General features: G+C 64.8%; 10 protein-coding genes. 4 read left to right on the plus strand and 6 right to left on the minus strand.

Features of this window, described 5'->3' with window-relative positions; genetic code table 11:
* Positions 1–64: 64 nt before the first annotated feature.
* From AB4Z16_RS24260 to AB4Z16_RS24275, 4 genes are all read right to left on the minus strand, one after another.
* Complete coding sequence (locus AB4Z16_RS24260; RefSeq protein ID WP_441513892.1) at positions 65–2,086, minus strand: chemotaxis protein CheA; 2,022 nt, start codon at positions 2,084–2,086, stop codon at positions 65–67.
* Positions 2,086–2,448: a response regulator gene (locus AB4Z16_RS24265; RefSeq protein ID WP_441513893.1), complete on the minus strand. Its 363-nt coding sequence runs from the start codon at positions 2,446–2,448 to the stop codon at positions 2,086–2,088. The genes AB4Z16_RS24260 and AB4Z16_RS24265 overlap by 1 nt, the downstream gene beginning before the upstream one ends.
* 31 nt (positions 2,449–2,479) lie before the next feature.
* The gene (locus AB4Z16_RS24270) at positions 2,480–2,770 is read right to left on the minus strand and encodes an STAS domain-containing protein (protein WP_441513894.1); all 291 of its coding nucleotides are present in this window, start codon (positions 2,768–2,770) and stop codon (positions 2,480–2,482) included.
* Positions 2,771–3,006: 236 nt separating this feature from the next.
* On the minus strand, positions 3,007–3,984 hold the full coding sequence (locus AB4Z16_RS24275) for an AraC family transcriptional regulator (RefSeq protein WP_441513895.1): 978 nt from the start codon (positions 3,982–3,984) through the stop codon (positions 3,007–3,009).
* Between the two features lie 574 nt (positions 3,985–4,558).
* Here AB4Z16_RS24275 and asnB point away from each other — a divergent pair.
* The 4 genes from asnB to nadE are packed head-to-tail and all read left to right on the plus strand — an operon-like array spanning position 4,559 to position 9,347.
* On the plus strand, positions 4,559–6,496 hold the full coding sequence (gene asnB / locus AB4Z16_RS24280; protein ID WP_441513896.1) for an asparagine synthase (glutamine-hydrolyzing): 1,938 nt from the start codon (positions 4,559–4,561) through the stop codon (positions 6,494–6,496).
* A gap of 23 nt (positions 6,497–6,519) precedes the next feature.
* On the plus strand, positions 6,520–6,786 hold the full coding sequence (locus AB4Z16_RS24285) for an acyl carrier protein (RefSeq protein ID WP_441513897.1): 267 nt from the start codon (positions 6,520–6,522) through the stop codon (positions 6,784–6,786).
* 12 nt (positions 6,787–6,798) lie between these two features.
* The gene (locus AB4Z16_RS24290) at positions 6,799–8,343 is read left to right on the plus strand and encodes a class I adenylate-forming enzyme family protein (protein WP_441513898.1); all 1,545 of its coding nucleotides are present in this window, start codon (positions 6,799–6,801) and stop codon (positions 8,341–8,343) included.
* On the plus strand, positions 8,340–9,347 hold the full coding sequence (gene nadE, locus AB4Z16_RS24295; protein WP_441513899.1) for an NAD(+) synthase: 1,008 nt from the start codon (positions 8,340–8,342) through the stop codon (positions 9,345–9,347). The genes AB4Z16_RS24290 and nadE overlap by 4 nt, the downstream gene beginning before the upstream one ends.
* 106 nt (positions 9,348–9,453) lie before the next feature.
* Here the strand turns inward: nadE and AB4Z16_RS24300 are convergent, their stop codons facing one another.
* Complete coding sequence (locus tag AB4Z16_RS24300; RefSeq protein ID WP_441513900.1) at positions 9,454–10,566, minus strand: hypothetical protein; 1,113 nt, start codon at positions 10,564–10,566, stop codon at positions 9,454–9,456.
* Between the two features lie 2 nt (positions 10,567–10,568).
* Positions 10,569–11,231: a N5-glutamine methyltransferase family protein gene (locus AB4Z16_RS24305; protein WP_441514013.1), complete on the minus strand. Its 663-nt coding sequence runs from the start codon at positions 11,229–11,231 to the stop codon at positions 10,569–10,571.
* Positions 11,232–11,434: the final 203 nt, after the last annotated feature.

An 11,434-nucleotide genomic window follows, 5' to 3' on the forward strand; every position in this document is an offset into this window, starting at 1 on the left:
GCACCTCGCGAAGCGGGGTTCGGAGAGAGGCTGCCCTGCATGAGGGGCGTTTGCGTCCGCGTCATCACGCCGCCTCCGTCATTTTGTCGATTTCGGCCTGCATCTGCCCGAGCCCTACCAGCTGGGCCACGTCGAGGATCAGCGCCGCCGAACCGTCACCGAGAATGGTGGCGCCCGAGAACATCGTGACGTCGGCATGCAGCTTCGATAGCGACTTGATCACCGTCTGGTGGCTGCCGATGATCTGGTCGGCCACGAGGCCGACCCTGACCTCGCCGGTCGAGATGATGATGACCTTGGGATGCGGGTCGGGCTCGCCTTCCGCGCCAAACTGCTCGCGCAGCCGCAGGAAGGGGACGAGCTCTCCGCGCACGCTGAGGAAGCTGCGGCCCCTGGAGCGGTTCTCGTCGGCCGCGGTCAGCTCGATGCATTCTTCGACCGCCGAGAGCGGGATGATGTAGCGACCGCCGCCGACCCGGATCAGCAGTCCGTCGATGATCGCCAATGTCAGTGGCAGGCGCAGCGTCACGGACGAGCCTCGACCGGGAAGGGTGGCCAGATCGATCGACCCGCGCATGCCCTCGATGGTGCGCTTCACCACGTCCATCCCCACGCCACGGCCGGACAGCGCCGAGACGGCCCGCGCCGTCGAAAATCCCGGGTGGAAGAGGAACTGATGGACCTCGTTGTCGGAGAGGCCAGCGCCGGCCTGAAGCAGGCCCTGCTCCTCGGCCTTGGCGCGAATACGGGCGGTGTCGAGGCCGCCGCCGTCATCCTGCACCGAGACCAGGACCTGGGCACCGACATAGCGTGCGGAGAGCTCGATGCGGCCGATCGCCGGCTTGCCGACAATAGCACGGCGCTCTGGGCTCTCGATGCCGTGGTCGATGGCGTTGCGGATGAGGTGGACCAGCGGGTCGGCGAGGCGCTCGATCATCGTCTTATCCATCTCGGTGTCCTCGCCGACCGTGACGAATTCGACCGGCTTGGCGAGATCGCGGGCGAGATCGTGGACGAGACGGCGGAAACGCCCGAAGAGCGAGCCCATCGGCACCATGCGCACGCCCATGGTCGTGTCGCGCAGGCCGGAGGCGAGCCTCTCGATCTCCTCGGCGATCGCCTTGATGGCGAGGTCGTCGCTGGCATGGGCAAGCTGGGAGAGCCGAGCCTGGGCGATGACCAGTTCCCCGACACGATCCATGAGCTCGTCGAGCCGTTCGGCCTGGACGCGCACGGTCGAGCTCTTGTCGTCCGCCCGGCGATTGTATTCGGTCTTTTCGACGGGCCTGTCCGTGCCCGCGACCGACGGATTGGGCGCGGCCGATGCGGGTGCTGTCTCGGCATCGGCATCGACCAGGCCCCCGGACGGAGCCAGCGTTTCTCGCGAGGCGCCGGCGTCGAACGGCGTGATCGCGAGTGCCATTTCGTCTCGCACGAATATGAAGACGTCTTCGATCGCCTCGCGCGGGCACGAGGCTCTCAACGCGACACGCCAGGCGATGAAGCAGCCCTCCGGGTCGAGCGCAGTGAGATCGGGCACGTCGTCGAGACGAGCGGTTACCGTGCACGGGCCGAGGTCGCGCAGTTCGTCCAGGAGGTTCAGCGGATTGGTGCCGTTGCGCAGGATGTCCGGCCGGAACGCGATGTCGATCAGCCAACCCGGCGCCTGATCAGACGTGGTCGGCGCATGCGCCTCTGCCGGCGCTGCTTCGAGCCCCGAGACCAAGCGGTGGAGTGCCGCCACGATAGCCTCCCCGATAATCTCGTCTGTGGAGTCGGGATCTTCGATGAGGATCCGGAGGTAATCCTTGGCCGAGAGCGCGACGGTAACGATGTCATGGTTCGCCTCGATCCGACCCTTGCGGATCAGGTCGAAGGCGGTTTCGAAATCGTGGGTGAAGGCGGCGACGCGGTCGAAGCCGAACATGGCGCCGGAGCCCTTGATGGTATGCAGGGCCCTGAAGGCTGCATCGACCAGATGGCCTTCTCCGGGCCGCTGACCGAGGTCGAGCAGGACCGTCTCGAGCGTCTCGAGCAGCTCGGCGGCTTCCTGCCGAAAGGTCTCTGCCGGATCGAGGTCCAGCATCAGCGCACCAGCTTGGCGACAACCGCCAGCAATTGTTCCGGCTTGAAGGGCTTGGTGATCCAGCCCGTTGCGCCCGCGGCCTTGGCCTGCTGCTTCACCGCGTCATTGGATTCGGTCGTCAGGAAGACGATCGGCACGCCGGTGAGCCCAGGCAGCGCCCGCATGCCGCGGATCATGTCCAGCCCGTTCATCACCGGCATGTTGAGATCGGTGATTACGAGGTCGAAGCGCTGCGCCTTCGCCCTCGCCAGCCCATCGGCGCCATCGCCGGCCTCGGCCACCTCGTGGCCGGCTCCGCCAAGGACGAGCTTGATCATCTGTCGAATGCTGGGAGAATCGTCCACCGTCAGAACGCTGGCCATAATCGTCACTTTCCGGAAAGAAGGCGGGTGTTTACGCCAGCGAGACGCTGGCGCGGGCGAAGGCCGAACGAACGGCGGCCGAAGCCCCCTCGATCGTCAGCGGCAGCCTGCGCGCGGCGAAGCTGCGGCGGGCGCTGACGACGAGTTGCACGAGGGCAATGTCGGCGGCCTCGATATTCGCGCAGTCGATCTCGGCGGGTTGGCCTGCGGCAAGCAGGTCGCGCATCCTTTCCGCGACGGCGCCGATGCCCCTGATCGAACAATCGGTCGGCAAGCTGAGTCGAACCGGTGTGGCGATCCGTTCCGGTGTCGTCCGCGGCATCCTTGGCGGCCTCCAAATGAAAGCATCATCTGGGGGCGCATTTCTTACGAGCTAGATTGATGACATATTAATAGTGCCGCGACGAATATTATCCAATTCTTTACGATTATTCGCGCGACGAGTCGGGCATGCGCTCCCGGAGTCACTGCGGGGTCGTCGCGTAACCCCGCGTTTACCATGTGCGAAACTTGTGCGTCGGCGTCGCCGGGACCGCTCCGTCTCGGCTGGGCCGGCATTCAACGTGCGCGGCGGGTCTCGGACGGCAGCTCGCCGAAAAGCCTGCGGTACTGCGCGGCGAAATGACCGCGGTTGGCAAAGCCCCATTTGCGCGCGATCTCCTCGACCGAGTGCTCCGAATGCGGATCCTCGATCTCGCGGCGCGCGCCGTGCAGCCTGGCGGCTTTGATGTATTCCTGCGGCGACGTCTGCAGGACCTTTCTGAAACTCTGCTGCAGCGTTCGAAGGCCGATCCCCGCCGCGCGAGCTACGTCCTGGACCGCAATATCCTCGTAAGCATGGGCGAGAATGTAGTCGACGGCTCGCCTGACGTGCAGGGGAGCATGTTGCGTGCTGCCGCGCGACATGCCCTGCGAGTAATTATGGGGGAGGTTTTCCAGGACGAGCGCGACCCAGCTCGATTGGAGGAAATCGGCCGCGCATGGCGAGATCGCCTGGGTATCGTCCCCCGCCGATCCGACGACGGTCGCAGCGAGAATCGCGGCAAGCACGGACCCGGTTCCCGAACGGATATCGAAGCTGGTGGTGATCTGGAGCTGCTCGTCGAGCCGCCGGCCGGCCAGTCTTTCCAGGAGCGGAACGATGTCATCGATCCTGACCCTGAACATGCAGAATTCAGTTCCCGCCAAAAAGGTCACGCGGCGCGCCAGGGAGGTGTTCAGCGCAACTCCGTCGCCTCTGCGACAAGTCAGGAGCCCATCCTCGACCTCCAGTCTCACATCCCCCGACAGGACGAAGATGGCGGTGATGTTGTCCGGGCAATCGGCGAAAGCTCCTTCGAGGCTCTGCGACACCCTCGACAACATGATTGTCGTGTTGGCGACCTTGATCGAGAGGAGTTTGTTGCTGCCTGATCCGCTCGCTTCTGCCTCGTGCCTAAAATTGTAACCCAATATACGTTCATAATATGAGATCAAATGCTCGACTTCAACGGAAGGGAGATTGATATTGATGAATGTATTACCGATGATATCCACGTATTTCTTCCGAATATAAAAATATCTATAAAATAAAATGTAGCTCTAATCTAAATCGATGGAAAATTTTGTCGAGGTGATATTAGGTATTATCGCTCACGAATTAGTATGAATTATGGGATGATCAAGTAACGCTGGAATCACAATCTCGGCATATGCGTGTATATGCACTGGTAAGCCTCCTCGCGATTGACCGATTTCCGGATGCGCCGAGGACGACGCTGCCGGGCCAGCTCCGTTCCCGTCGATGCGAATTTGATGCCGGGACCGACCGGCGGAACGGTCAACCCACCGCCGGTGAACCCGCGAGACGGGCATTTCGCGTTGACGTTTCCTGTCTTGCGCGCCGGCTTGCGAGGGCGAGGTCGCCACGTCCGCGCGGGACCCATGTTTCTGCGCGTCCTTCCGCTTGCCTGACGAGCGCCTCTCGGCCGAGCCGTATTCGCGGGAAAAAAGCGTCCCGGACGCGACGTCAAATTTACCATTCCTGCGAATAGCCGCGGATCTTTAACGCCTGCCGGTGTGTTGCTGGCTATAGTCCGAGCCGCGCTGATAGACTCGGAATTATCTCGGCATGTGCGGTTTTGGCGGCTATTTCGGCCTTGTCCGGGATGGGAGGGCGCTCCTTGAAAGGATGACGGCCGCCATTGCGCATCGCGGCCCGGACGGGCAGGGCTTCTTCACCGCAAAAGCAGCCGGCCTCGGCCATGCGCGGCTGTCCATCGTCGGCCTCGGCGACGGCCAGCAGCCCATGTCCGATGCGACCGGGGAACTGACGATCGCCTTCAACGGCGAGATCTTCAATTATGTGGAACTGCGCGAGCAGTTGCGCGCCAAAGGTCGCCAATTCCGGACGAGCAGCGACACTGAAGTGATCCTGCATCTCTATGACGAGATGGGCGAGGATTGCGTCTCCATGCTCAATGGCGATTTCGCCTTTGCGCTCTGGGACGGTCGCCGCCGCCGCATGGTTCTGGCGCGCGACCGGATGGGGGTTCGGCCGCTCTTCTATACGAGGCAGGGCGAACGGATCTACTTCGCCTCGGAGGTCAAGGCGCTGCTCCAGGTCCCGGGCGTCGTGGCCGAGCTCGATCCGGTCGCGCTCGACCAGATCTTCACGCTCTGGGCTCCGATCGCGCCGCGCACGGCCTTCCGCGACATCTACGAACTCGAACCTGCCAGCCTGATGATCGTGCAGGAGGGCGGCGTCTCGACGCGGCCCTATTGGAAACTGGACTATCCCGACCGGGAGACGCTGCCCCGGCACCGGGACGAGCGCGCCGCGGCCGAGGAACTGCGCGCCCTGCTGACGGAGGCGACGCGCATCCGCATGCGCGCCGATGTGCCGGTCGGCTCCTATCTCTCCGGCGGCCTCGATTCCTCCATCACATCGGCGCTGGCGGCGGGCATGGCGCCGGGCCGGCTGAAAACCTTCTCGGTCACCTTCGCCAGCGCCGAACATGACGAGAGCGCCTTTCAGCTCGAGATGGCGCGCGCGCTCGGCACCGATCACAGCTCCGTCGCTTGCGGCGAGGGCGATATCGCCGCCGTGTTTCCCGATGTGATCCGCTTCACCGAGCGCCCGATCCTCAGGACTGCCCCGGCCCCGCTCTACAAGCTTTCGCGCCTCGTGCGCGAGGCCGGCTTGAAAGTGGTGCTGACCGGCGAAGGTGCGGATGAAGTCTTTGCCGGCTACGATATTTTCAAGGAGGCCAGGGTTCGCCGCTTCTGCGCCAGGCAGCCCGGCTCCCGCATCCGGCCGCATCTGTTCCGCAAGCTCTACCCCTATCTGCCGGGGCTGAGGCAGCAATCGGCCGAATATCTGGCCTCGTTCTTCGGGGCTGGCGGCACGGGGCTTGACGACCCGCTGTTCTCCCATCGGGCGCGGCTCGACGGCACGGCAGCGACGAAACTGTTCTTCTCGGGTGACCTGCGGGCCACATTGTCGGGATATGATGCCGCCGAGGACCTCGCAGCGCGGCTGCCCGAGGCTTTCGCCCGCTGGCACCCCCTGCACCAGGCGCAATATCTGGAGGCCCGCTTCCTTCTGCCCGGCTATATCCTGTCGAGCCAGGGTGACCGCATGGCGATGGCCCATGGCATCGAGGGCCGCTTTCCCTTCCTCGACCATCGTCTGGTCGAGTTTGCCGCCGGGCTTCCTCCCGAGATGAAGCTGAAGGGGCTCGTGGAGAAGCATATTCTCCGCGAGGCGACCAAGGATCTGCTGCCGCCCGCGATCGGCAGGCGACCCAAGCAGCCCTATCGCGCGCCGGACAGCCAATCCTTCGTGGGGGCGGGGGCGGGAGACTATGTCCGGACGGCGCTGAGCGAAGCCGAGATCGGTGCCGGCGGCCTCTTCAATCCAAAGGCGGTGGCAAAGCTGCACGAGAAATGCAGTCGCCACCCGGCCTCCGGCTTTCGCGACAATGCGGCCTTCGTCGGCATTCTGTCGACGCAACTCTGGCTGACGGCCTTCACCGGCGCAGGCAGTTGCAGCGCCAAGGCCGCCTGACACCATCAAGAGAGGAAAACGATATGACAGATACGATCCGCGACACCGTGAAGGCCTTCGTCATCGAGAATTTTCTGTTCGGCGACACCACCCACGCCATCGCCGATACAGACTCGCTCATCGAGAACGGCATCATCGACTCGACCGGCGTTCTGGAACTCGTGGCCTTCATCGAAGACCGTTACGAGATCGCCGTCGCGGACGCCGATATCGTGCCGGCCAATCTCGATTCACTGGCGCGCATCACGGCCTTCATCGCATTGAAGACCGCAGCGCTCGCGGCGGCCTGACGGTTCTGGTTCATGCGGGTCGAGCAATTCCTCATCACAAGCGCGGCGGCGCGTGGCGCGAAGACCGCGCTGGTCACCGAGCAGAAGCGGTTGCGCTATGACGAGTTGGACGACCTGTCGAACCGGCTCGCGGCTGCTCTCGCCGCGAGTGGCGTGCAGCGCGGCGACCGCGTTCTCGTCTTCATGGACAATTGCTGGGAAGCCGTCGTCTCGATCTTCGCGGTTCTCAAGGCGGGCGCGACCTTCAGCCCGATCAACGCCTCCACCAAGGCCGACAAGCTCGCTTATGTCATCGGCGATTGCGAGGCTGCCGCGATCCTGACCCAGGCGAAGCTGATGCCCATCGTGGCGCAGGCGCGTGCGCTGTCGGACCGGCCCTTCTTCGTCGCGTCGACGCAAGGACCATCGGGCCTTGTGCCGGATGGCGCCGCCTCCTTCGAGGGTTGTCTCGAAGTCGCGCCCGGGCCCGTGAACCATGGCGGGATCGACGTCGACCTTGCCATGCTGATCTACACCTCGGGCTCCACCGGCCGCCCCAAGGGCGTGATGATGACGCATCGCAATATCGATGCTGCCGCGGACTCGATCACCAGCTATCTGCGCAACACCCCCGACGACATCATCCTCAACGTGTTGCCGCTTGCTTTCGACTACGGCCTCTATCAGCTGCTGATGGCGATGCGGCTTGGTGCGACCCTCGTCCTCGAAAAGTCCTTCGCCTTTCCGCAGGCGATCTTCGAGCGCATCCGCGCCGAGCAGGTCACCGGCTTCCCGCTCGTGCCGACGATGGCCGCGCTGATCCTGCAGATGCGCGACGTCGAACCGGGTTTCCTGCCGAGCCTGCGCTATATTTCGAACACCGCCGCGGCCCTGCCGCCCCCGCACATCGCGCGCCTGCGCGAACTCTTCCCTGGCGTTCGGCTCTATTCGATGTATGGCCTGACCGAGTGCAAGCGCTGCACCTATCTGCCGCCGGAGGAGCTGGACCGCCGGCCGGGCTCCGTCGGCATCGCCATTCCCAACACGGAAGCGATCGTCGTCGACGATGAGGGCAACCGCGCGCCGCCCGGCGTCGCGGGCGAGCTGGTCATCCGCGGACCGCATGTCATGCAGGGCTATTGGCGCAACGAAGTCGCGACTGCGCAGATGCTGCGCCCCGGCCCGTTTCCCTGGGAAAAGCGCCTCCATACCGGCGACCTGTTCCGGACGGATGACGACGGCTTCCTTTATTTCGTCGGCCGCAAGGACGACATCATCAAGACGCGCGGCGAAAAGGTTGCTCCGAAGGAAGTCGAGGCCGTTCTCCATGCCCATCCCGGCATTGCCGAAGCCGTGGTGACCGGTGTGCCGGACTCGGTGCTTGGCCACGCCATCGCCGCCGTCGTCGTTCGCTCGGACGAGAGCTTGAGCGAACGGGACATCATTCGCCACTGCGCTGGTCATCTCGAGGATTTCATGGTGCCGAAGCTCATCGAATTCCGCCATGAGCTGCCGAAGACGGATACCGGAAAGGTCAGCCGAAGGCTGGCGGCCGAAACGCTGGGAGCGGCGGAATGAACATCTCTCCTGCCCCGAGTCGTCCGGCCTTCTCGGCTGACGTGCTGATGCTCGACAACACCGCGGAAACCGACCGCATCGTGACCGGACTGCGCGGGCAGCTCCGTGGCATGCGCAAGCGCGGCCTCGTGCTCGGTCTTTCCGGCGGCATCGATTCCAGCGTCTCGGTCGCGCTGGCCGTGCGCGCTGCCGGGGCGAAGAACGTCTTCTGCCTGTTCATGCCGGAAAGCGACTCCGATCCCGAGAGCCTGCGCCTCGGCCGGCTGGTCGCCGAGACCTTTGGCGTCGAGGCGGTCGTGGAGGATATCGGACCGACGCTGCAGGCAATGGGCTGCTATGAGCGGCGCGATGCCTTCATCCGCGAGCTGGTGCCGGGTTACGGGCCTGGCTGGGCCTCGAAGATCGTCATCGCCAATTCGCTCGCCGGGGACGGCTACAACATCTCTTCACTGGTGGTTCAGGACCCCGAGGGCCGCCAGACCAAGCTGCGTATGCCGCCGGCGGTCTATCTCGGCATCGTCGCAGCCACCAACATGAAGCAGCGCACGCGCAAGCAGATCGAGTACTATCACGCCGACCGGCTGAATTTCGCCGTGCTGGGTACGCCGAACCGGCTCGAATACGACCAGGGCTTCTTCGTGAAGAACGGCGACGGCGCCGCGGACGTGAAGCCGATCGCGCATCTCTACAAGAGCCAGGTCTATGCCCTCGCCGCGCATCTCGGCATTCCCGAGGAGATCCGCCGGCGGCCGCCGACGACCGACACCTATTCCCTCGCGCAGACGCAGGAGGAGTTCTACTTCTCCCTGCCTTACGATCGCATGGATCTTTGCCTCTTCGGCCTCAACAACGGCATCTCGGCAGCAGAGGTCGGCGCCGCCGCGAAGCTGACCGCGGTCGAGGTCGAACGGGTCTGGGCCGATATCGCCGCCAAGCGCAGGGCGACGCGCTATCTGCACCTTGGCCCGCAGCTCGTCCGCCCCGTCACAGAAATCGGCGGCTGAGACCGGCACCGCGGAAACGGGCGCCGATCAGCATCGTTGCAGAGCCGAGGGATCCAGCGATCGTGCGCGGCCAGCTTGATGGCTTCGCCGCGCTTGCAACGGCGGCTTACTCGAACGGCTCTCCGGCCAGGCGGTTCCAGTGTTCGCCGGCCAGCCCGTTGAAGAAGCCTTGCGAGCTCAGGAACGCGTTCACCAGCTCCTCGTCGCGCGAATGCACGACCGTTGAGGCGGGCTGCGTGAAGGCAACCCGCCGGCCCAGCATCGCGGCGAGCAGGGCAGGTTGCGTCCGGCCGCGCAGACCGGCCGCGCCGCGCTCAGCCGCATCGCCGATCAGGCAGTCGATGACGGCTCCAGCCTGTCCCGGCATGGCCAGAACCTGCAGGACGCGTGCGACCCGGCCGGGATGGGCATGGTAGAGAAAGGCGCCGATCAGGGCCCCTGTGGCAGAGGAGACGGACGCGAAGACCACCTCGCCATAGTCCGGTTTCCGGGACGCCTCGGCGATGATGTGTGCAAGCTGCTCCTCGCTCCAATCGGGGCGGAGGGCGAACTGCCGCGTCAGCGGCTCTACGAGGGCCGCAAAGCCGGCCTGATCGATTTCGGTGACCTTGAGGCCCTTGCTCGTCCAGATCGCCGGGACACCGGTCCAACGCAGCTCGTTCTCCTGCATCCGCCCGCGAAGGTAGCGGTCGAGGCCGCGCGCGAGCGGATCGAACCGGCGGGCGGCTCCGATCCGACGCGAGGCCATGTCGAGCATGAAGGCCGAGGGCCGGATCACCCGGAGCCAGTCCAGGCTGTATTGGGGCAGGGCGACACCGCGCAGTCTCGTCCACATCTGGGTCGAGAGGGCGTTCGCGGTCTCGCTGAAGGAGATGTCCTGCGGCCCGGCCAGGAATGTCCTGAGCAGCCTTGCGCCGGCCATCGGGTCGTTCGTCCGCTGCTCGGCCATCAGCGAACCGCAGATGGCCGCACGCAGCTTGCGGGGGCCATGGCTCATCGGCAGCACGTTCACGCCGACGAAGCCGGAGATGTCGCCTTCGCTCGCGACATGGACAAGGGATGCGATATCCGGGTCGCACACCGGCCCCTCAAGATACAGCCGGCGCAGATAGGTTTCGAGCGCCGGAGGCGGCGGTCTCCTGCCGTTCCGGAAGGTCCTTTGAAAGAGCCCGGCGACAGCCGGAATATCCGCGGCCTGCAGGGGACGAACCTGGCTCATGCTCAACCGGCCGAGGATGAGGTCGCGGAATCTGCGTTCCGCAGTTTGCGAGCGAGCGCGACGCGCGGCACGCCGTCCTCGTCGGTAGCGAAGGTCACGGGGTCATAGGTCTTGGTTCTGGCTATCAGCGCGGCGATCTGGCGGTCCTGCCCCTGCCCGAATTCGAATAGCAGCCAGCCATCCGGCTTGAGGAAATCGACCGCGTCGCGGATCAGCCGCTGATGGATCGAGATGCCGTAAGGCCCACCGTCGAAGGCCTCGCGCGGCTCGGCTTCGAGCAGATGGGCGCTCTCGCCTTCGAGGCGCGCGGTCGAGATATAGGGCGGGTTGCAGACGATGACGTCGGCAGCGCCGGCAAGCCCATCCTCCGACAAAGCACCGAACAGATCTCCTTGCCTGACGGCGACACGGTCCTGAACGGCCAGACGTTCGGCATTGCTGCGGGCCAGAGCAACCGTGCTGTCGGTCATGTCCGCCGCCCAGACCCGGGCCGATGAAACCTCCGCCGCGATGGCCAAGGCAAGGTTGCCCGAGCCGCAGCACATGTCGATCACCGTGGAGCCCGGAGCGCGGTCGTGAAGGATCGCGATCGCGCTTCTTCCGAGGAGCTCGGTCTCCTGGCGCGGCACGAGAACGTCAGGAGCAAGTTCCAGCGTCACGCTCATGAAGCGATGCAGGCGTGGGGCGAAACCGCCGGCAGGGGCATTTGCTCTGGGCGGCACGGCGGCTCCTCCGTCACTGGACGGGAATACATGCATGATGAACTATCGCGCTCCGGTAAACGGCCGCTGAAAAACCGCGACCGCTCGATTGACCGCTCGCGAAGGTTTCCCTCCGACGACCAGGCCAAAGGCTGGAAGAGGGCCTG

This window comes from Allobosea sp. TAF32, from assembly GCF_052113585.1.
Taxonomy (GTDB): Bacteria; Pseudomonadota; Alphaproteobacteria; order Rhizobiales; family Beijerinckiaceae; genus Allobosea.